This is a genomic window from Nonomuraea sp. LP-02 (assembly GCF_036289125.1).
Taxonomy (GTDB): domain Bacteria; phylum Actinomycetota; class Actinomycetes; order Streptosporangiales; family Streptosporangiaceae; genus Nonomuraea; species Nonomuraea bangladeshensis.
In genome coordinates this window covers 4739162-4758717 of the sequence record NZ_JAXCLK010000001.1, presented here as the reverse complement: position 1 = coordinate 4758717, position 19556 = coordinate 4739162, and the positions used below count along the sequence as shown (strand labels likewise).

Annotated in this window: 23 protein-coding genes; 19 read left to right on the top strand and 4 right to left on the bottom strand. The window is 69.6% G+C overall.

Translation table 11 applies throughout. The annotated features are described in order from the left end of the window. Positions 1-26: 26 nt before the first annotated feature. The 13 genes from glyA to SMD20_RS22025 all read left to right on the top strand — a co-directional run bounded on the left by glyA (position 27) and on the right by SMD20_RS22025 (position 10935). Entirely contained in the window at positions 27-1292 is a 1266-nt protein-coding gene (gene glyA, locus SMD20_RS22085) for a serine hydroxymethyltransferase (RefSeq protein WP_329584093.1), read from the top strand. A gap of 57 nt (positions 1293-1349) precedes the next feature. Continuing rightward, complete coding sequence (locus SMD20_RS22080) at positions 1350-2639, top strand: glycosyltransferase family 4 protein (protein WP_329584092.1); 1290 nt, start codon at positions 1350-1352, stop codon at positions 2637-2639. A 130-nt stretch (positions 2640-2769) separates the two neighbouring features. Further along, a complete protein-coding gene (locus SMD20_RS22075; RefSeq protein WP_329584090.1) occupies positions 2770-3192 on the top strand; it encodes a hypothetical protein in 423 nt (140 codons plus the stop codon). A gap of 66 nt (positions 3193-3258) precedes the next feature. Continuing rightward, positions 3259-3474: an AtpZ/AtpI family protein gene (locus SMD20_RS22070; protein ID WP_329584088.1), complete on the top strand. Its 216-nt coding sequence runs from the start codon at positions 3259-3261 to the stop codon at positions 3472-3474. A 67-nt stretch (positions 3475-3541) separates the two neighbouring features. Next, on the top strand, positions 3542-4339 hold the full coding sequence (gene atpB / locus SMD20_RS22065; protein ID WP_329584086.1) for a F0F1 ATP synthase subunit A: 798 nt from the start codon (positions 3542-3544) through the stop codon (positions 4337-4339). A 77-nt stretch (positions 4340-4416) separates the two neighbouring features. After that, complete coding sequence (gene atpE, locus SMD20_RS22060; protein WP_020546689.1) at positions 4417-4647, top strand: ATP synthase F0 subunit C; 231 nt, start codon at positions 4417-4419, stop codon at positions 4645-4647. 28 nt (positions 4648-4675) lie between these two features. Then, complete coding sequence (locus SMD20_RS22055) at positions 4676-5230, top strand: F0F1 ATP synthase subunit B (RefSeq protein ID WP_329584084.1); 555 nt, start codon at positions 4676-4678, stop codon at positions 5228-5230. Then, positions 5230-6039: a F0F1 ATP synthase subunit delta gene (locus SMD20_RS22050; protein ID WP_329584082.1), complete on the top strand. Its 810-nt coding sequence runs from the start codon at positions 5230-5232 to the stop codon at positions 6037-6039. Before SMD20_RS22055 ends, SMD20_RS22050 begins: the two co-directional genes overlap by 1 nt. Positions 6040-6063: 24 nt before the next feature. Next, positions 6064-7713, top strand: coding sequence for a F0F1 ATP synthase subunit alpha (atpA, locus tag SMD20_RS22045; protein WP_329584080.1), 1650 nt, complete (start codon positions 6064-6066; stop codon positions 7711-7713). 3 nt (positions 7714-7716) lie between these two features. Next, on the top strand, positions 7717-8619 hold the full coding sequence (locus SMD20_RS22040) for a F0F1 ATP synthase subunit gamma (protein WP_329584078.1): 903 nt from the start codon (positions 7717-7719) through the stop codon (positions 8617-8619). 1 nt (position 8620) lies between these two features. Continuing rightward, on the top strand, positions 8621-10069 hold the full coding sequence (gene atpD / locus SMD20_RS22035; protein WP_329584077.1) for a F0F1 ATP synthase subunit beta: 1449 nt from the start codon (positions 8621-8623) through the stop codon (positions 10067-10069). A gap of 66 nt (positions 10070-10135) precedes the next feature. Beyond that, positions 10136-10537: a F0F1 ATP synthase subunit epsilon gene (locus SMD20_RS22030; RefSeq protein ID WP_091090848.1), complete on the top strand. Its 402-nt coding sequence runs from the start codon at positions 10136-10138 to the stop codon at positions 10535-10537. A 20-nt stretch (positions 10538-10557) separates the two neighbouring features. Then, positions 10558-10935, top strand: coding sequence for a DUF2550 domain-containing protein (locus SMD20_RS22025; protein WP_329584074.1), 378 nt, complete (start codon positions 10558-10560; stop codon positions 10933-10935). Positions 10936-10975: 40 nt separating this feature from the next. On the opposite strand, the gene SMD20_RS22020 is transcribed toward SMD20_RS22025, so the two are convergent. After that, the gene (locus SMD20_RS22020) at positions 10976-11566 is read right to left on the bottom strand and encodes a cob(I)yrinic acid a,c-diamide adenosyltransferase (protein ID WP_329584072.1); all 591 of its coding nucleotides are present in this window, start codon (positions 11564-11566) and stop codon (positions 10976-10978) included. A 127-nt stretch (positions 11567-11693) separates the two neighbouring features. On the opposite strand from SMD20_RS22020, the gene SMD20_RS22015 reads away from it, so the two are divergent. The 4 genes from SMD20_RS22015 (at position 11694) to SMD20_RS22000 (ending at position 15273) form a co-directional block, all read left to right on the top strand. Beyond that, positions 11694-12590 (top strand): ABC transporter ATP-binding protein, encoded by an 897-nt coding sequence (locus SMD20_RS22015; RefSeq protein WP_329584070.1) that lies wholly within the window; start codon positions 11694-11696, stop codon positions 12588-12590. After that, a complete protein-coding gene (locus SMD20_RS22010; RefSeq protein WP_329584069.1) occupies positions 12587-13696 on the top strand; it encodes an ABC transporter permease in 1110 nt (369 codons plus the stop codon). Before SMD20_RS22015 ends, SMD20_RS22010 begins: the two co-directional genes overlap by 4 nt. 56 nt (positions 13697-13752) lie before the next feature. Continuing rightward, positions 13753-14877, top strand: coding sequence for a sensor histidine kinase (locus SMD20_RS22005; protein WP_329584067.1), 1125 nt, complete (start codon positions 13753-13755; stop codon positions 14875-14877). A 78-nt stretch (positions 14878-14955) separates the two neighbouring features. Then, positions 14956-15273, top strand: coding sequence for an STAS domain-containing protein (locus SMD20_RS22000; RefSeq protein WP_329584066.1), 318 nt, complete (start codon positions 14956-14958; stop codon positions 15271-15273). Positions 15274-15382: 109 nt separating this feature from the next. Here the strand turns inward: SMD20_RS22000 and SMD20_RS21995 are convergent, their stop codons facing one another. The 3 genes from SMD20_RS21995 to nucS form a co-directional block, all read right to left on the bottom strand. Further along, complete coding sequence (locus tag SMD20_RS21995) at positions 15383-15946, bottom strand: TetR/AcrR family transcriptional regulator (RefSeq protein WP_329584064.1); 564 nt, start codon at positions 15944-15946, stop codon at positions 15383-15385. A 144-nt stretch (positions 15947-16090) separates the two neighbouring features. Then, positions 16091-17563 carry an aldehyde dehydrogenase family protein gene (locus SMD20_RS21990; RefSeq protein ID WP_329584063.1) on the bottom strand — a complete coding sequence of 491 codons (1473 nt, stop codon included), beginning with the start codon at positions 17561-17563 and terminating at the stop codon, positions 16091-16093. Positions 17564-17668: 105 nt separating this feature from the next. Next, on the bottom strand, positions 17669-18331 hold the full coding sequence (nucS, locus tag SMD20_RS21985) for an endonuclease NucS (protein ID WP_329584061.1): 663 nt from the start codon (positions 18329-18331) through the stop codon (positions 17669-17671). Positions 18332-18417: 86 nt separating this feature from the next. Between nucS and SMD20_RS21980 the strand changes: the two genes are divergently transcribed. Together SMD20_RS21980 and SMD20_RS21975 are read left to right on the top strand one after the other, a co-directional pair. Further along, a complete protein-coding gene (locus tag SMD20_RS21980) occupies positions 18418-18708 on the top strand; it encodes an ATP/GTP-binding protein (RefSeq protein ID WP_329584060.1) in 291 nt (96 codons plus the stop codon). Positions 18709-18726: 18 nt separating this feature from the next. Beyond that, positions 18727-19431, top strand: coding sequence for an alpha/beta hydrolase (locus SMD20_RS21975; RefSeq protein WP_329592637.1), 705 nt, complete (start codon positions 18727-18729; stop codon positions 19429-19431). Positions 19432-19556 lie beyond the last annotated feature (125 nt).

The following is a 19556-nucleotide window of genomic DNA, read 5'->3' as shown; positions in this document are numbered from 1 at the left end:
CGGACACCGGGTCGTACAGTGGGGGAATGGGTGCCGAACCCTACTACGGCCCGGACTTCGGGCTGCTGCGGCGGAACGATCCCGAGCTCGCCGAGGTGCTGCTCGACGAGCTGGCCCGCGAGCGCCGCGGCCTTCAGCTCATCGCGAGCGAGAACTTCACCTCGCCCGCCGTCCTGGCCGCTCTGGGTTCGACCCTGACGAACAAGTACGCCGAGGGCTACCCGGGCCGCCGCTACTACGGCGGCTGTGAGGTGGTGGACCGCGCCGAGCGGCTGGCCGTCGAGCGTGCCACGAGGCTGTTCGGCGCCGAGCACGCCAACGTCCAGCCCCACTCCGGCGCCTCGGCGAACCTGGCCGCCTACGCCGCCCTCCTCCAGCCCGGCGATACGATGCTGGCCATGGCCCTGCCGCACGGCGGCCATCTCACGCACGGCTCGAAGGTGAACTTCTCGGGACGGTGGTTCGACGTCGTGCCGTACGGGGTGCGCAGGGACACCGAGCTGATCGACTACGACGAGGTGCGGGACCTGGCGCTGCGCCACCGGCCGAAGGTCATCGTGTGCGGCGCGACGGCGTACCCGAGGCTGATCGACTACGCGGCCTTCCGCGGCGTCGCCGACGAGGTGGGGGCGTGGCTGCTGGTGGACGCGGCCCATCCGATCGGGCTGATCGCGGGCAGGGCGATCCCGTCGCCGGTCCCGTACGCCGACATCGTGACGTTCACCACTCACAAGACGCTGCGCGGGCCGCGCGGCGGTGCGATCCTGTGCACCGCCGAGCTGGCCGCCAGGATCGACCGGGCGGTGTTCCCGTTCCTGCAGGGCGGGCCGCTGATGCACGTGGTGGCGGCCAAGGCGGTGGCGTTCGGCGAGGCGCTGCGGCCGGAGTTCGCGGGTTACGCGCGGCGGGTGGTCGTCAACGCGCAGGCGCTCGCCGGGGCGCTGGGCGCGGAGGGGATGCGGGCGGTCTCGGGCGGCACCGACACGCACCTGGCGCTGGTCGACCTGCGTGACACGGGCGTGACGGGGGCGGAGGCCGAGCGGCGGTGCGCGGCGGCGGGCATCACGCTCAACCGCAACGCCATCCCGTACGATCCCGAGCCCGCGGCGGTCACCTCGGGCATCCGCGTGGGGACGCCCTGCGTCACCACCCAGGGACTGGGGCCGGAGGAGCTGATGGAGGTCGGGAAGCTCGTGGCGGCCGCGGTCCGCGATCCCGGCGCCGCCGACGAGGTCAGGGAGAGGGTTACGGCGCTGCTGACCATCTATCGGCCATATCTCAGCGAATATTAAGCTGGTCTGTGTCGTTTTCCGGTCACACCTGGCCGGGACATCCGGGAAACTAGGGTCGTGCGCGAATACCTGTTCATGGCGCTCATCGCGGCGGCGGTGACCTATCTGCTGGTTCCGCTCGTGCGCCGCTTCGCGATCCGCATCGGCGCCATGCCGGAGGTTCGTGACCGCGACGTGCACACCACGCCGACGCCCCGCCTGGGCGGACTGGCGATGTACGGCGGCCTGGTGGCGGGGCTGCTGGTCGCCAGCCAGCTCACGCACACCGGCAAGGCGCTCAACGAGACCGACGGCAACACGGTCACGGCGCTCATCGTGGCCGGCGGGCTGATCACGCTGACCGGGTTCCTCGACGACTGGTGGGGCATGGACGCCTTCATCAAGCTCGGCGGCCAGGTCGCGGCGGCGGGCGTGCTGGCCTTCTTCGACATGCGCCTGCTCTACATCCCGCTGCCGCAGGACTGGGGCGGCTCCATCAGCCTCGACCTCACGCTCAGCACCGTGATCACCATCATGGTCGTGGTGGTGACGATCAACGCGGTCAACTTCGTCGACGGCCTCGACGGCCTCGCGGCCGGGATCGTCTGCATCGCCGGCATGGCCACCTGGGCCTACTCGATCTTCCTGGCCGTCAACATCAGCGGCGGGCGCATCACCACGACGGCCGCCATCGCGGCCATCCTCATCGGCACCTGCCTCGGCTTCCTGCCGCACAACTTCCACCCGGCGAAGATCTTCATGGGCGACACCGGGGCGATGCTCATCGGGCTCGTGCTGGCCTCGTCCATCGTCACCGTGACCCCGGTCGACCCGGGGATCATCGAGGGCATGAACAAGGTGCCGGTGCTGCTGCCGCTGCTGCTGCCGGCGGCGGTGCTGATCCTGCCGCTGGTCGACCTCATCACGGCGGTCGTGCGGCGCACCTCGCGGGGGCTGTCGCCGTTCGCGCCCGACCGCGGCCACCTGCACCACCGGCTGATGGACATCGGCCACTCCCACCGCAGGTCGGTGCTCATCATGTACGCCTGGGCGTTCCTGTTCGCCTTCGGCATCGTCGGCATGTCCACGATCGGCGTGCCGGTCCTGCTGTTCCCGGTGGTCATCGTGTTCGCGCTGGCGGTGCTCGTGCTGATGGCGCTGCCGCGCTGGCGGGGCCGGGGCGGCACGCACGCGGCCTCGCGCGGCAAGCAGCCCGACGACGACGGCCCGCCCACCGGCCCGATGCCGCCGATCCCGCCGGAGCCCGAGGTCAGGCGGCGGATGCCGCCGCCGGACGGGCCGGGGGCGCAGCGTTCCGCGGCGGCCGACGGCAATCCGGTCATTCCCGCCTTTCCGAGCCGTTCTTGATCGCGAACTAGAAACGGCAGGTAAAAGCGGTCTTCCGTGAGCTTGTGATATCTTTCACGAGCAGGGACCCCCGACGCACATGTCTGCGGGGTAGCAAACGCTCGCTTGATAACTCGCTGATGGAGCACCGATGCAGGCCAACGACGTGCGCGTACTCAAGAGCGCCGCGATTCCGACCCTCGTGGTCGGGGTGGCCGCGGTGGTCGTCGCTCTCCTGACCGCCGGCGGCAAGGGCGCGCTGGGCGCCGCCCTCGGCACGCTGCTGGTCGGGGTCTTCTTCAGCGTCAGTGTGGTGGCGGTCTCCTACGCCGCCCGTATCTCCCCGCAGGTGATGGCGATGGCGGCGATGGGGAGCTATCTCGTCAAGGTCGTCGTCATCATGATCGTGCTCAACGCGTTCCGCGACACCACGATCTGGAACACCCTCGCTTTCGCTTGGTCTGTCGTGATCTGCACGCTCGTGTGGACGGGCTTCGAGGTCCGCGCCTTCATCAAGACCAAGATGCTGTACGTCGACCCCGAGGCCAAGGTCCCCGGACACGGTGACTCATGAGGCCGTCCCTCTGGGCGGGGCCCGATATGACTAGTCCTCTACTCGCCTGCTATCGTCGGGGCCGCGATGAGCGCACAGGAACGCCGACCGGAGACAGACGGTCGCGACTTCGCCGACGCCATGTGGTCAGTCCCCAGCTACTTGCTCGCAGGGATGGCCTTCTACGGCGGTCTCGGGTGGTTGCTGGACCGGTGGTTGGACATGTCCGCGTTCTTCCCCATAGGCGTGGTCTTGGGGGTTGTGCTCGCCGGCTACCTGGCCTACCGGAAGTTCGGTCGCTAGCCCGGCGCAGCGATCACTCCGCCGAGGTAACTCTTGTGATCCACTACGACGTTGAAGGGAACGCCGCGTGAGTGCGCTGACGGTCCTCGCTCCTCATGGCGATCAGTTCGGGGCGCCTACGCCTGATGAGCTGTTCAACCTGCCCCCGATCATCCCGGGGGTGGACTGGTTCACCAAGCCGGTCCTGCTCGCCCTGCTCGCCTCGGTCGTGGTGACCGCCCTGTGCTGGGGCGCCTTCGCCAAGCCCAAGCTGGTGCCGAGGGGCCTCCAGAACGTCGTCGAGTACGGCTACATGTTCGTCCGCGACCAGGTCGCCCGGCCCTTCCTGGGCAAGGACGCCGACCGGTGGATGGGCCTGCTGGTCTCGATCTTCTTCCTGGTCCTGGTGTGGAACCTCATGGGCGTCATCCCCGTGCTGCAGTTCCCGGTCGCCTCGCACATCGCCTTCCCCGCCGTGCTCGCCGGCCTGATCTACGTCCTCAAGATCTACCTCGGCATGAAGCACCAGGGCCCGGTCGGCTACTTCAAGAACATGATGTTCCCGCCCGGCCTGCCCAAGTTCATCTACGTGCTGCTCGCGCCGATCGAGTTCCTGTCGAACCTGATCATCGCCCCCTTCACGCATGCGGTCCGACTTTTCGCGAACATGTTCGCGGGTCACATGCTCCTGGCCTTCTTCAGCATGGTCGGCTTCTGGTTCCTGTTCGAGAAGCTGACCCCGCTGGGCGCCCCCGTCGGTGTCCTCGGTGTGTTGATGACCATCGTCCTGACCGGCTTCGAGATGTTCATCCAGTTCCTGCAGGCCTTCCTGTTCGCGATGCTGGCGGCGATGTACATCGGCAACTCGCTGCACGCTGAGCACTGAGTCCCACGCACACCACACGGAATGTCCATGACCGGTGATACCCACGTCGCCGGCCGTTAAGTAAAGGAATAAGAACAATGAGCGTTCTCGCTGAGGTCTCCGGCAACGTCACCGCCATCGGTTACGGTCTCGCCGCCATCGGCCCCGGCATCGGCGTCGGCATCATCTTCGGTCAGGGCGTGCAGGCCATCGCGCGCCAGCCCGAGGCTTACGGCCTGATCCGCCAGAACATGCTCCTCGGCTTCGTCCTCACCGAGGCCCTCGCCCTGATCGGCCTGGTGGCGCCGTTCATCTTCTCGGGCATCTGATCGCCCTCAACTGACGAAAGGCTGCAACATGATCGTTAAGGCAGCTACGCTCCTTGCGGCGGAGGAGGGTGGCAACCCCCTCATCCCGCACACGTACGAGCTCGTCGTCGGTATCTTCGCGTTCCTCGTCGTCTTCCTCGTCGTCGGGCGCATGCTCGTGCCGCGTATCCAGAAGACGCTGGCCGAGCGGACGGACGCGATCGAGGGCGGCATCAAGCGGGCCGAAGAGGCCCAGGCCCAGGCCCAGGAGCTGCAGCGCCAGTACGCGGCCAACCTTGAGGAGGCCCGGCGCGACGCCGCCAGGCTCCGCGAGGAAGCCCGCGAGCAGGCCGCGCAGATCAAGGCCGAGCTCCGCGAGGAGGCGCAGGCCGAGGCCCGCCGCCTCGTCGAGGCGGCTCACGCGCAGATCGAGGCCGACCGTCAGGCCGCCTTCGCGCAGCTCCGCACCGAGATCGGCCGCCTGTCGACCGAGCTCGCGGGCCGCATCGTGGGCGAGTCGCTGGAGGACGAGGCCCGGCAGAGCCGCATCGTCGACCGGTTCCTCGACGAGCTGGAGAGCTCCAACGCGCAGGCGGTGCGCTGATGCGCGGTCTGAGCAGGACGTCGCTGGCCGAGGTCGAGGAGCGGTTCAACGCGGTCGCCGGCAGTGCCGACCTCGGGACGCTCTCCGACGAGCTGTTCGCGGTCGCGGATCTGCTCGACCGCGAGCACGGCCTGCGCCGCGCCCTGTCCGACCAGGCCAGGCCGGCGGAGGCCAAGACGCGCACCGTGCGGGCGCTGCTGGAGGGCAAGGTCGGCGCGGTCACGCTGACCACCGTCGAGAGCGCGGTCGCCGCTCGCTGGTCACGCGCCGGCGACCTCGCCGACGTGCTCGAACGGCTCGGCGTGGTCGCCGCGGCCGCGGAGGCGGAGAGCCAGTCGCGGCTCGACGACGTGGAGGACGAGCTCTTCCGCTTCGGTCGGGTCGTGGCCGCCAACCCCGACCTGCGCCGCGCGCTCGCCGACCCCGCGGGCCCCGCCGAGGGCAAGCGGCAGCTGCTGAGCGACCTGCTCGGCGGCAAGGTGGCGCCCACCAGCCTGCGCCTCATCACGCAGGTGGTTCTGCACCCGCGAGGACGTAGCCTGGAAGCAGGGCTCGAGGAGTTCGGCCAGCTCGTGGCCCAGCAGCGCCAGCGCCTCGTGGCGGTGGTGCGCAGCGCCGTCGAGCTGACCGAGGCACAGAAGCGGCGCCTGTCGTCGTGGCTGCGCACCTCGTACGGGCGTGACGTGCACCTGAATGTCGAGGTGGACAAGCGAGTGCTCGGTGGGTTCTCGGTCCGCATCGGCGACGAGATCATCGACACCACCATCGTGGGACGAATCGAAGAAGTCCGCCGCCGGTTGGCCGGCTAGGCGAAATAGGGAGACAGAGTAGAGATGGCGGAGCTTACGATCCGGCCGGACGAGATCCGGGACGCGCTTGAGCGCTTCGTCCAGGCGTACGAACCGGAAGGCGCCGCGCGCGAGGAGATCGGGACCGTCGTCGACGCCGGCGACGGCATCGCCCATGTCTCCGGCCTGCCCTCGGCGATGGCGAACGAGCTGCTCGAGTTCGAGAACGGCACGCGCGGCCTGGCGCTCAACCTCGACACCCGTGAGATCGGTGTCGTGATCCTGGGCGACTTCAGCGGCATCGAGGAGGGCCAGACGGTCCGCAGGACGGGCGAGGTCCTGTCCGTGCCCGTCGGCGACGACTTCCTCGGCCGCGTGGTCGACCCCCTGGGCAACCCCCTCGACGGCAAGGGCGCCATCGCCGCCGAGGGCACGCGTGCCCTTGAGCTGCAGGCCCCCTCGGTCGTCCAGCGGCAGCCGGTGAAGCAGCCGCTGCAGACCGGCATCAAGGCGATCGACGCCATGACGCCGATCGGCCGCGGCCAGCGCCAGCTGATCATCGGTGACCGCGGCACGGGCAAGACCGCGATCGCCGTCGACACCATCCTCAACCAGCGCGAGGCCTGGGCCTCCGGCGACCCGACGCAGCAGGTCCGCTGCGTCTACGTCGCGGTCGGCCAGAAGGGCTCGACGATCGCGCAGGTCAAGGCCCGGCTCGAGGAGGCCGGCGCGATGGAGTACACCACCATCGTCGCCGCTCCCGCCTCCGACCCGGCCGGCTACAAGTACCTCGCCCCCTACACCGGTTCGGCCATCGGCCAGCACTGGATGTACCAGGGCAAGCACGTCCTCATCGTCTTCGACGACCTGACCAAGCAGGCCGACGCCTACCGCGCCGTGTCCCTGCTGCTGCGTCGCCCGCCGGGCCGCGAGGCCTTCCCCGGCGACGTCTTCTACCTCCACTCCCGGCTCCTGGAGCGTTGCGCCAGGCTGTCGGACGACATGGGCGGCGGCTCGATGACGGGTCTGCCGATCATCGAGACCAAGGGCAACGACGTGTCGGCGTTCATCCCGACCAACGTCATCTCCATCACCGACGGTCAGTGCTTCCTGGAGACCGACCTGTTCAACGCCGGCGTCCGCCCGGCCATCAACGTCGGCATCTCCGTCTCCCGAGTCGGCGGTTCCGCGCAGGTCAAGGCCATGCGCAAGGTCGCCGGCACGCTGAAGCTGTCGCTGTCCCAGTACCGCGACCTGGAGGCGTTCGCCTCGTTCGCCTCCGACCTCGACGCCGCCTCCCGTGCCCAGCTGGAGCGCGGTCAGCGGCTGGTCGAGCTGCTCAAGCAGCCCCAATACTCCCCGTTCCCCGTGGAGCGCCAGGTCGTGTCGGTGTGGGCCGGCACCACCGGTGAGCTGGACGAGGTGCCGACCGAGGACGTCCGCAGGTTCGAGTCCGAGTTCCTCGACTACCTGCAGTCCTCGCACAAGGGCGTCTTCGACACCATCCGCGAGACGAAGGACATGGGCGACGACACCGTCACCACCCTCAAGGACGCCATCACGGAGTTCAAGAAGGGCTTCACCACCTCCTCGGGCGAGCTGCTGGTGAAGGACGAGCCGGTCGCTCCGCTGGAGGCCGGCGAGGTCGGCCAGGAGAAGATCAAGAAGGTCGTCCGCCCGGCGACGGAGAAGTAGTCCATGGGTGCCCAGCTCAGGCTGCTGCGGCGGCGGATCAGCTCGGTCAAGTCGACCGCGAAGATCACGCGCGCCCAGGAGCTCATCGCCTCCTCACGGATCGTGCGGGCGCAGCAACGGATGCAGGCGGCGCTGCCGTACGAGCGCGAGATCATCCGCGCCGTGACCGGCGTCGTCAGCAACGCGGCCAGCGTCGACCATCCGCTGACCGTGGCGAAGGACAACCCCGCCAAGGCGGGCGTCCTGATCGTCACGAGCGACAGCGGGTTCTGCGGCGGCTTCAACGCCAACGTGCTGCGTGAGGCCGAGGCCCTGCGCGGGCTGCTGGAGAGCCGTGGCCTTGAGGTCGTGCCGTTCGTCTCCGGTCGCAAGGGTGTCACCTGGCACTCCTTCCGCGGCCGGTCGATGGGCGGCGAGTGGGTCGGCTTCTCCAGGAAGCCCGCCTACGCCGACGCCAAGGAGATCGCGGGTGTCCTCATCGACTCGTTCAAGGACGAGAACGGCATCGACGAGATCCACATCGTCTCGACCGAGTTCGTCTCGATGCTGACCCAGAACGTCGTCGTCAAGCGCGTTCTGCCGCTGGAGGTCGAGGAGACCGAGGCCACGGAGTCCACCCAGATTCCGCCGTACTTCGAGTTCGAGCCGACCGCCGGCGACGTGCTGGAGTCGCTGCTTCCGCGTTACGTGGAATCCCGGATCTTCACCGCGCTGCTGCAGTCGGCGGCCTCCGAGGAGGCCGCCAGGCGGCGCGCCATGAAGTCGGCGACCGACAACGCCAACGAGCTGATGCGGGTGCTCACCCAGCAGATGAACCAGGCTCGCCAGGCCGAGATCACCCAGGAAATCAGCGAGATCGTCGGTGGCGCCAACGCGCTCGCTGACGCCGCAGCGGGGAAAGAGTGAAATGACTGCAGAGGCTGTTGAAACTGTAGAAGCCGCCGCGGCCGGCACCGGCCGTGTGGCGCGCGTCACCGGCGCCGTCGTCGACGTGGAGTTCGGCGTCGACGCGATGCCCGACATCTATAACGCGCTCAAGGTCGAGGTCACCCTCGGCGGCGAGACCAAGACGCTGACCCTGGAAGTCGCCCAGCACCTCGGCGACAACCTGGTCCGCGCCATCTCCATGCAGCCCACCGACGGCCTGGTCCGCGGCCAGGCGGTCCAGGACACCGGCGGCCCGATCTCGGTGCCCGTCGGCGACGTCGTCAAGGGCCACGTGTGGAACGCGCTGGGCGAGACGCTGGACGTCCCGACCTCGTCGCTGAAGATCACCGAGCGGTGGGGCATCCACCGTCCGGCCCCGGCCTTCGACCAGCTCGAGTCCCGCACCGAGCTGCTCGTCACCGGCATCAAGGTCATCGACCTGCTCACCCCGTACGTGCAGGGTGGCAAGATCGGCCTGTTCGGCGGCGCCGGCGTGGGCAAGACGGTCCTCATCCAGGAGATGATCCGCCGTGTCGCCCGCAACTTCGGTGGCACCTCGTGCTTCGCCGGCGTGGGCGAGCGCACTCGTGAGGGCAACGACCTCTGGCTGGAGATGGAGGAGGCGGACGTCCTCAAGGACACCGCGCTCGTCTTCGGCCAGATGGACGAGCCGCCGGGCACCCGTCTGCGGGTCGCGCTGACGGCGCTGACCATGGCGGAGTACTTCCGCGACGTGCAGAAGCAGGACGTGCTGCTCTTCATCGACAACATCTTCCGCTTCACGCAGGCCGGTTCCGAGGTCTCCACGCTGCTCGGCCGCATGCCGTCGGCCGTGGGTTACCAGCCCACGCTGGCCGACGAGATGGGCGTGCTCCAGGAGCGCATCACCTCGACCCGCGGTCACTCGATCACCTCCATGCAGGCGATCTACGTCCCCGCGGACGACATCACCGACCCGGCCCCGCACAACGCGTTCGCGCACCTCGACGCGCAGACCGTTCTCTCGCGGCCGATCTCGGAGAAGGGCATCTACCCCGCGGTGGACCCGCTCGACTCCTCCTCCCGGATCCTCGACCCGCAGATCGTGGGCGAGGAGCACTACCGGGTGGCCCAGGAGACCAAGCGGATCCTGCAGAAGTACCGCGAGCTCCAGGACATCATCGCGATCCTCGGTATCGACGAGCTGTCCGAGGAGGACAAGGTCACCGTTCAGCGGGCCCGCCGCATCGAGCGCTTCCTGTCGCACCCGATGTACGCGGCCGAGGCCTTCACCGGCCAGCCGGGCGAGACCGTGCCGCTGGACGAGACCATCGCCTCCTTCAAGGGCCTCTGCGCGGGTGAGTACGACCACCTGCCCGAGCAGGCGTTCTTCATGGTCGGCGGCATCGAGCAGGCCGTGGCCAAGGCCAAGGAACTCCAGCGTCGCTAATCGCCATACGGTGGCGGCCCGGGCCCGGTCCCGCGCCGCCACCTGATCGGAAAGGAACCTGCACAAGTGGCGAAGCTACGCGTAGGGGTTGTCTCACCCGAGCGTGAGATCTGGTCTGGCGAGGCCGACATGGTGATTGCCAAGACCGTGGACGGCGAGATCGGTATTATGCCGCAACATGCACCTGTGCTCGGCGTTCTCGTCGAGGGCGGCGTGCTGCGCGTGAAGCGGGAGGGCGAGGTCGACCTCGTGGCGGCTGTTCACGGCGGGTTCATCTCCGTGGCCGACAATGAGGTGTCCGTGCTCGCCGAGGTCGCCGAGCTCGGGTCGGAGGTCGACGTCGCGGCTGCCCGTGACGCGCTCGACCGCGCTCAGGCCTCCATCGAGGCCAACCAGGAAGACGCCGACGCGGCGATCGAGGCCAAGCGTGCCAGGGCCCGGCTCCGCGCGGCGGGGGAAGACGTATAACAGAGCTGTCAGGGGGCGGCATGGTGGCGACGGTTGTGGTTCTCGTAGTGCTGCTTGCCGCCCTCGTGGTGCCGCGCGTGTTCATGCTGCGATCGCGCGGCAACGTACCCTGCCGGTTGCGGGTCGGTGACCGCGGCTGGCGCAGCGGGGTGGCCCGTTATGCCGACGGGGAACTCCACTGGATTCCGCTCTTGGGCGTCCGACTGAGGCCGCGCCACGCGATCGCGAGGCGCGGCCTCGTCGTTTCCGCCCGTCGCGAGCTCGGCGACGGGCTCTACGCGGTCGACTGCAGCGGCAGCACGCGGGGCATCTCGCTGGCGATGAGCGCCGACGCGCTGACGGGCTTCCTGGCGTGGCTGGAGTCCGCGCCGCCCAGCGCCTACCTCGACGTGGCCTGACGGGCCCGCAGCGCGGGCCTGAGCGCCGCCCCGGGGCTGCTCAGCGGGTCCCGCCGGGCTTCCACAGGATCTCCTGGCCGGCGTGGGCCACGCGGCAGGCGATGAACAGCAGGTCCGACAGCCGGTTGAGATATTTCGCGGTCAGCGGGTTCATGTCGTCGTGGGCCTGCAGGGCGGCCCAGGCGGTGCGCTCGGCCCTGCGTACGGTCACGCGGGCCACGTGCAGCGCCGCCGTCGCGGGGTCGCCGCCCGGCAGGATGAAGCTGCGCAGCGGCTTCAGGCCCTCGTTGAGCCGGTCGCACTGCTCCTCCAGTCGGTCGATGTAGGACTGCTCGACCCGCAGTGGCGGGTATTCGGGGTTGTCCGTGACCGGTGTGGCGAGGTCGGCGCCGACGTCGAAGAGCTCGTTCTGCAGGCGGGTCAGCAGCTCGGCCAGCTCGGCCGGCAGGGTGCCGAACGACAGGGCCAGCCCGAGGTGGGCGTTGGCCTCCTCCACGTCGGCGTACGCGGCCAGCCGCGAATCGGTCTTGGCGGTCGTGCTCATGTCGCTCAACCTGGTGGTGCCGTCGTCGCCGGCACGGGTGTAGATGCGAGAGAGAACGACCGGTTTGTCCTTGTCGGCGCGCGTCATGCGCTCAGCGTAATGACAAAAGTCATCCCGATCGGACGCGGGATGCATGTCCGGCTCGTGATTTCAGCGACTACCTGGACGAACGGTGCCAACGCCACTATTGACCCATGACGAAGGAGAGGACCTGATGCTGGAGATAAGCGAGCTGCGCAAGCGCTTCGCGGGCGGCCCCGACGCCCCCGGCGGAAAGGTCGCGCTGGACGGTGTGGGCTTCAGCGTGCGGCCTGGGGAGATGTACGGGTTCGTGGGCGCGAACGGCGCCGGCAAGACGACCACCATGCGGATCGTCATGGGCGTGCTCCAGGCCGACTCCGGCTCGGTGAGCTGGCAGGGCCGCCCGCTCGACTACGACGCGCGGCGGCGCTTCGGCTACATGCCGGAGGAGCGCGGGCTGTACCAGAAGATGCGGGTCGCCGAGCAGATCGAGTACTTCGGCCGCCTGCACGGCCTCAGCGCGCCGGCCGCGCAGAAGGCCACCGAGGAGCTGATGGAGCGGCTGGGCATCGCCGAGCGCAGGAACGAGGCGGTGCAGGCGCTCTCGCTGGGCAACCAGCAGCGCGTGCAGCTCGCGGTCGCGCTGGTGCACGACCCCGAGGTGCTGGTGCTGGACGAGCCGTTCTCCGGCCTGGACCCGATCGCCGTGGACGCGCTGGCCGGCACGCTCCAGGAGCGGTGCAGGGGCGGCGTGCCGGTGATCTTCTCCAGCCACCAGCTCGACCTGGTCGAGCGGCTGTGCGACGCGGTCGGCATCGTCGCGCGCGGGCGCATGGTGGCCTCGGGCACTGTGGCCGAGCTGCGTGCCGCCGAGAGCGACACGCTGCGCGTGGTGGTCCGCGACCCCGCCCCCGGCTGGGCGGACGGCCTGCCCGGCACGGTCACCGTCAACGGCGACCGGCACGTCCTGCGTACGAGCAGCGGAGACGACCAGGAGGTCCTGCGCCGCGCGATCAAGGCGGGCCGCGTCGAGCACTTCGGCGTCGAGCAGCCGACCCTCACCGAGATCTTCAAGGAGGCCGTGGCGTGAACGGTGTGATGCTGGTCGCCCGCAGAGAGGTGATGACGCAGATCCGCACGAAGGGGTTCGTCATCGGCCTGCTGGTGACGGCTCTCGTGGTGGCGGCGGTCTCGTTCGCGCCCAAGCTCATGGACCGTCCCGACTCCTACACCATCGGCACCGTGAACAGCGAGCGGCTGCCGCTCGACCGGGCGGCGCCGGAGGCGAAGTTCGAGTGGCGGGAGTTCGCCGACGAGGCCGCGGCCCGGCAGGCCGTGCTCGACGGCGACGTGGACGCCGTGGTGGTCGGCGGGACCAAGGTGCTCGCCGACGGCCAGCTCGACGACGAGCTCGGCGTACTGCTGCAGAGCGTGAACCGCGAGGTCAAGCTCGGCGCGGCGGGCGTGTCGATCCCGCCGTTGCAGATGGAGACCGTGGGCGAGGACGCGCGGTACGACTCGGCCCGCACCGGGATCGCCGTGGTGCTCGTGCTGGTGCTGTTCATGCTGATCATCGGCCAGGTGTCGATGGTGGCGATGGGCGTCGTGGAGGAGAAGGGCAGCCGGATCGTGGAGATCCTGCTCTCCTCGATCCGGCCCTGGCAGCTGCTCGCCGGCAAGATCATCGGCTTGGGCGTGCTCGGCCTGATCAACCTGGTGGTGATCCTGGGCGTCGGCCTCGGCGCCGCGGCCGCCTCCGGCATCGCCGCGGACTTCCCGCCCGGCATCGCCGGGCTCGTGGTCGGGGTGCTCGTGTGGTTCGTGCTCGGCTACGCGTTCTTCGCGACGCTGTCGGCCGCGTTCGCCTCGCTCGTCTCCCGCCAGGAGGAGGTCGGCAGCGTGATCACGCCGCTGACCATGACCATCATGGTCACGTACTTCGTGGCCTTCTACACCACCACCGACCCCACGGGCACGCTGGCCACGGTCCTGTCGTACGTGCCGCCGTTCTCGTCCATGGTCATGCCGGTGCGGATGGCGGCGACCGAGGTGCCGCTGTGGCAGGTGGGGGCGTCCATGGCGGCCATGGTGGTGGCCGTGCTCGCGGTGCTGTCGTTCGGCGCCGGGGTGTACCGCCGGGCGGTGCTGCGTACGGGAGCGCGGCTCAAGCTCACCGAAGTGCTGCGCGCCGGGTAGGCGGACGGCGGCGGATGGAAGCGCTCCAGCGAGCCCGGCGTATCACGTGGATCACGTTGATCGCCGGTCTCGTCATGTTGTGGATCATCCTCGCGCTGGGCAGCACGGTGCTGTTCGGCGAGGGGAGGTTCCCCTGGTGGCGCGCCGTGCCCGCGTTCGCGGCGGCGGCGGGCTTCACCTGGCTCGCCTGGCGGGCCATCGACGCCGTGATGGCAGGCCGCTATCCCCTCCGCGAGATCGTGGTGAGCGCGGTCCTCGCGGTCATCGGAGCGGCGGCGGGCGGGGGAGACCCCTTCGGCTGGGGCTTCCTCATCATGGTCTGGGTCTACACCGCCACGCTGCGGGTCTCCAAGCGCACAGCGGTCCTGCAGTCGGTGGGGGCCCTCGTGGTCGCCGTGGGGCTCGGCCTGCTCGGGGTGGTGACCGACACCGGGGTGACCGGCGCGGACCTGAGCCTGCCGGAGGCCGTGCTCTTCTACGGCGGGGTCTACGGCGTCTGGTGCGCCTCCCTGCCCCCGTCCGGCCGGCTGTGGTTGTGGATCTGGACGCTGGCGGAGCAGGCGCACCAGGGCAGGGAGGCGCACACGCGGCTGGCGCTGGCCGAGGAGCGCCTGCGCTTCGCTCGCGACCTGCACGACCTGGTGGGCCACCAGCTCTCGGCCATCGCGGTCAAGACCGAGCTGGCCAGGCGGCTGTCCGAGGCCGATCCCGCGGCGGCGAAGGCCGAGCTGACCGAGATCAACACGCTCACCCGCAAGGCCCTGCGCGAGCTGCGCGAGGCCGTGCGCGGCTACCGCGAGCTTGACTTGACGGCCGAGCTGGATAGCGTGAAGGGAGTGCTCGAAGCGGCCGGGGTCCGCTGCGAGGTGCGCCTGCCCTATCGCGAGCTGCCCGGCGGGCTGGCCCCCGTCTTCGCCTTCGCGGTGCGCGAGGCGGTCACCAACGTGCTCAAGCACAGCACGGCGACGTTCTGCGAGATCACGATCCGCTTCACCCCTGAGCAGGCGGAGCTGTCCGTACGCAACGACGGGGTGGCCCGGCGGCAGGCCGACGACCTGGGCAGCGGGCTCACCGGCATGGCGGAGCGGCTGGCCGCCGTGGGAGGCGCGGTGTGCGCCCGGCCCACGGAGGATGGAGAGTTCCTGCTCGAAGCTGTCGTGTCGCTGCCTGTGGATGGGTAGGGATGACATGCAGGAGGTCCGTTCCGCGCATTTGTGCGCGCGGGCGCGACCGGCTGTGCGCGTGACTGAGGAGGTGGCATGCGCGTCCGAGGCAATCCGAGAGCTCAAGTGGTGCGGATCGGGGCCAGGCTCGACGCCGGCACGTCTGCGGGGGTGCGCGAGCGGCTGCACGACGCTCTCGACGCCGGCGAGGGCGACCTGATCCTCGATCTCTCCAAGCTGGAGATGATCGACGCGACCGGTCTCGGCGTGCTCGTGGGGGCGCATCGGCGCGCGATGGGCGCGCAACGCCGCCTCGTCCTACGGGGGGTGCCACCGCGGATCATGCGGATCCTCGCGGTGACCCGGCTGAATCGGGTCCTGCTCGTGGAGGTTCCGGCGGCCGCGGTGGCCTGAGGACATATAGCGGCGGGCGGCGATCAGCCGCCGCCCGCTCTTTCTCGACTTAGACAAAATCCGGATTACGGATGGTGCGCATCCCTATGCACACGGAAAACCGCGGCTTTTATCCCGGGGCGGTCCCGGATGGGGGCGCGGCGAGGCTCCGCATGAAGATGTGCACCGCGGTCGCCACGAGATCGTCGATGGCCGGCTGCGGCTCGGCCAGCAGCCATTCGATGAGCAACTCCTGCAACGCCCCAATGACGCCGAGCGCCAGCAGCCGCCGATTCACGTGCGGATCCTGCGGAAAATCCGCGGCGGCCTCCTGGATGATGCGGGCGAAGGACTCTATGGCCCGCTGGCGCGACATTGTCAGCACGTCGCCCGATCTGCGCACCTCGACGTGCATGATGCGGGCGCGGCGCCAGTCGTCCGTGGCGAACTCGATATAGGCGCGAATCCCCGCCCGTACTCGCCCTTCGAGGGTGTTCGGGGCCTCCTGTAACGCTTTGGCCACGACGCTCAGGCTTTCCTCCACGCACCGCTGATGCAGCGCCTGAAGGAGCTCCTCGCGCCCGCCGAAACATTCGTAGAAGGCGCGGTTGGAGATCCGCGCCTCCGAGCACAACCTTTCGATCGTCGTCGCCGCGAATCCCGGCTTCGCGTATAGCGTGTAGGCGGCCGTCATCAGCCGCTCCCGTCTGTCCGCCAGCCTTTGCTCAGCCGACATTCCCCGGTAAGACCGGTTCACATTCCACCCGTCCAACATGATCGTGGCCCCCAGAGCACACAATTATGGACGGATGATCCGTTAAGGGAAAGAGTACGAAGATTATCTTTTACGTCGGCCGTGCAAGAACGTGACAAGCCTGATCAGCCGCTCAAGCTCGGCGGGCCCTCGGGAGAACGAGGTCAGGTTCATCCCCGGCATCGCGAAACGCTGCCGCGAGATCGCTTTGGGCCTGCTGAACTCGCGCAGGCCGTCGGCCCCGTGGATGCGCCCGAAGCCCGAGTCGCCGACGCCGCCGAACGGCAGGGACGGCACCCCGGCGAACGAGATGACCGAGTTGATCGCCGTCATGCCGGTCCGCATGAGGCGGGCCAGCTCGGTCGCCCGGCGCGCGTTCCTGGAGAACACCGTGCCGCCGAGCCCGTACGACGAGGCGTTGGCCAGCTCCAGCGCCTCCTGCGCGTCGCGGGTGCGCCGCACGGTGATCGTGGGACCGAACGTCTCCTCGCGCACGGCCGCGGAGTCCTCGGGCACGTCCTCGACGATGACCGGGTCCACGAACGGCGGCCGCACCGACCCCGGCCCGCCGGTGACCACCCGGCCCGACTTGGCGGCGTCGTCGATGTGCCGCTTGATGACCTCGACCTGGGCGGGCATGGTGATCGGCCCGTAGTCCTCGCCGGCCCGCACCTTGGTCACCCGCTCGGACAGCTCGCGCATGAACCCGTCGTAGACCGCGTCCACGACGTAGACCCGCTCGACGCCCACGCAGGTCTGCCCGGCGTTCGACATCGCGCCCCACAGGCAGGCGTCGGCGGCGGCGCCGAGGTCGGCGTCGGCGTCGACGATGAAGGCGTCCTTGCCCCCGCACTCGGCCACGATCGGCGTGAGGTTCTCGGCGCAGGCGGCCATGACGCGCTTGGCCGTGGCCGTCGAGCCGGTGAAGGCGATCTTGCGGACGCGCGGGTCGGCGGCCAGGGCCGCACCGGTCTCGCCCAGGCCGGTCACCGTCTGGAACACCGGGTGCTCGGGCACCGCCTCGGCGAACAGCTCCGCCAGGCGTACCCCGACGCCGGGGGTGAACTCGCTCGGCTTGAACACCACGGCGTTACCGGCGGCCAGCGCGTACGCGATGGAGCCCATCGGCGTGAAGACCGGATAGTTCCAGGGGCCGATCACGCCGACGACCCCGAGCGGGAGGTATTCGAGCGTGGCGGCCAGGTTGAGACCGATCATGCCGGTCGCGACGCGGCGGCGGCCCAGCACCTTGTGGGCGTTGCGTGCGGCCCAGTCGAGGTGCGTGATCGCCAGCACGATCTCCAGCGTGGCGTCGCCGACCGGCTTGCCGGTCTCCTCGTGGACAAGCCGGGCGAGCTCCCGCAGGTCGCGGGTGACGACCGCCTTGTAGTCGAGCAGCCGGCGCCGGCGCTCGGCGTGCCCCAGGCCCGCCCACCAGGCGGCGGCCGCGTCGGCCCGGCCGACCGCCTCGCGGACGGCCTCCGGGCCCTGCTTCGGGTGGCTGCCGACGATCGCGCCGGTCGCCGGGTTCAGTGAGTCGAACGTCACCGTGGTCATGGCGTCACGATAATCCGGTAAGCCATCGCTTACTAGGGCAAGGTGGACGTGACGACCTGCGGCGCGTCGGAAAGGCGGGTCGGGAAGGCGGGTCGGAAAGGCGGGTCAGAACAGGGTCGGGTTCTCCGGCTCGATGCCGCGCAGCGCGTCGTAGTCGAGGGTGACGCAGTCGATGCCGCGGTCGGTGGCGAGCACCCGGGCCTGCGGCTTGATCTCCTGGGCGGCGAAGACACCGCGGACCGGCGCGAGCAGCGGATCGCGGTTGAGCAGCTCCAGATAGCGGGTGAGCTGCTCGACGCCGTCGATCTCGCCACGCCGCTTGATCTCGACCGCCACCGTCGCGCCGAGGCCGTCGCGGCAGAGGATGTCGACGGGCCCGATGGCCGTCATGTACTCGCGGCGGATCAGCGAGTAGCCCTCGCCCAGCGTCGTGATGTGCTCGGCGAGCAGCTCCTGCAGGTGGGCCTCCACGCCGTCCTTGATCAGCCCGGGATCGACGCCCAGCTCGTGACTGGAGTCGTGGAGGATCTCGGCCATGGTCAGGACCAGCTTCTCGCCGGTCTTGCCGTGGGTGACCGTCCAGGTGCCGCCGTCCTCCTTGAGCTTGCACGGCGGGTTCATCCAGTTGAGCGGCTTGAACGCGCGGTCGTCGGCGTGGATGCTCACGCTGCCGTCCGCCTTGATGAGCACGAGCCTCGGCGCCATCGGCAGGTGAGCCGTGAGCCGTCCTACGTAATCCACGCTGCATCGCGCGATGACCAGCCGCATGACGACCCACCTTAGCGGCTCTGGAAAACTGGGGTCATGGCGATTGACGGGGGCATGGCGTTGCGCGGGGCCGGAGGCGGCACGGGATGAGCCCGCGACGGGCCCGCCGCAGGGAGTCCTCCCGCCCCTTCGGCTTCCCGACCGGCCTCGACAAGGTGGAGGAGTGGCCGGACGGCGATTGGAAGGTCCGCATGCTCACGGGCGCCGCGTCGACGAAGAACTACCGCTGCCCCGGCTGCGACCAGGAGATCCGTCCCGGTCAGCCGCACCTGGTGTCCTGGCCCGCCTGGTCGGGCGGTGACGAGGAACGCCGCCACTGGCACCCGCCCTGCTGGCGCAAGAGGCTCGATCGCGGCCCCGGCCGCAGCCGTTACTAGCCCCCGAAAGGAACGATGGTGGAGATTCGCGCGGCGACGGTGCTGCCGGCCCGGCGGGAGCCGATCGAGCTGCACACGGCCGACGGCCTGACCCTGGTCGGCGAGCTGGCCCTGCCGGCCGACCGTGCCCCGGTCGCGACGCTGGTGACCCTGCATCCGCTGCCGACCCACGGCGGCTTCATGGACAGCCACCTCTACAAGAAGGCCGCCAACCGGCTGCCGGCCCTCGCCGACCTGGCGGTGCTGCGCTTCAACACGCGCGGCACCTCCTCCGAGCGCGGCACCTCGGAAGGGGCCTTCGACGGGGGCGAGGGCGAGCGCTTCGACGTCGCCGCCGCGCTGGAGTACGCCGAGTTCCACGACCTGCCGCGGGTCTGGGTGGTCGGCTGGTCGTTCGGCACCGAGCTGGCGCTGAAGTGGGCGCACGACCCGCTGGTGCAGGGCGCGATCCTGCTCTCGCCGCCGCTGCACCGGGCCACCGACGACGACCTCGACGCCTGGGCGGCCTTCGGCCGGCCGCTGACCGCGCTGGTGCCGGAGTTCGACGACTACCTGCGGCCGGAGGAGGCGCGCAAGCGCTTCGCGCGGGTGCCGCAGGCCGAGGTCGTCGGCGTCGACGGGGCCAAGCACCTGTGGGTGGGGGAGCCGTACGTGCGGATCGTGCTCGGCGAGATCGTCAAGCGGGTCAATCCGGCCGCCTACCCGCTTCCCACTGAGGTCTGACGAAGATTTGCGCGCAGACGCCCGCTATGAAGCTTTTCGTGAACATAATGAGCAGAACTATGGACTCCGCGTCTGACACAGGGTGACAATCCGAGCGTCAATCGAAGATCGTGGAGACGCCGGAC

Coding starts and splice junctions, on each gene's coding strand:
- atpA (WP_329584080.1), top strand. CDS start 6,064: ATGGCGGAGCTTACGATCCGGCCGGACGAGATCCGGGACGCGCTTGAG.
- SMD20_RS22000 (WP_329584066.1), top strand. CDS start 14,956: ATGCGCGTCCGAGGCAATCCGAGAGCTCAAGTGGTGCGGATCGGGGCC.
- SMD20_RS22020 (WP_329584072.1), bottom strand. CDS start 11,566: ATGACGCGCGCCGACAAGGACAAACCGGTCGTTCTCTCTCGCATCTAC.
- SMD20_RS22015 (WP_329584070.1), top strand. CDS start 11,694: ATGCTGGAGATAAGCGAGCTGCGCAAGCGCTTCGCGGGCGGCCCCGAC.
- SMD20_RS22070 (WP_329584088.1), top strand. CDS start 3,259: ATGAGCGCACAGGAACGCCGACCGGAGACAGACGGTCGCGACTTCGCC.
- SMD20_RS22040 (WP_329584078.1), top strand. CDS start 7,717: ATGGGTGCCCAGCTCAGGCTGCTGCGGCGGCGGATCAGCTCGGTCAAG.
- SMD20_RS22055 (WP_329584084.1), top strand. CDS start 4,676: ATGATCGTTAAGGCAGCTACGCTCCTTGCGGCGGAGGAGGGTGGCAAC.
- atpD (WP_329584077.1), top strand. CDS start 8,621: ATGACTGCAGAGGCTGTTGAAACTGTAGAAGCCGCCGCGGCCGGCACC.
- glyA (WP_329584093.1), top strand. CDS start 27: ATGGGTGCCGAACCCTACTACGGCCCGGACTTCGGGCTGCTGCGGCGG.
- SMD20_RS22025 (WP_329584074.1), top strand. CDS start 10,558: ATGGTGGCGACGGTTGTGGTTCTCGTAGTGCTGCTTGCCGCCCTCGTG.
- atpE (WP_020546689.1), top strand. CDS start 4,417: ATGAGCGTTCTCGCTGAGGTCTCCGGCAACGTCACCGCCATCGGTTAC.
- SMD20_RS22050 (WP_329584082.1), top strand. CDS start 5,230: ATGCGCGGTCTGAGCAGGACGTCGCTGGCCGAGGTCGAGGAGCGGTTC.
- SMD20_RS21990 (WP_329584063.1), bottom strand. CDS start 17,563: ATGACCACGGTGACGTTCGACTCACTGAACCCGGCGACCGGCGCGATC.
- SMD20_RS21995 (WP_329584064.1), bottom strand. CDS start 15,946: ATGACGGCCGCCTACACGCTATACGCGAAGCCGGGATTCGCGGCGACG.
- SMD20_RS22075 (WP_329584090.1), top strand. CDS start 2,770: ATGCAGGCCAACGACGTGCGCGTACTCAAGAGCGCCGCGATTCCGACC.
- nucS (WP_329584061.1), bottom strand. CDS start 18,331: ATGCGGCTGGTCATCGCGCGATGCAGCGTGGATTACGTAGGACGGCTC.
- SMD20_RS21980 (WP_329584060.1), top strand. CDS start 18,418: ATGAGCCCGCGACGGGCCCGCCGCAGGGAGTCCTCCCGCCCCTTCGGC.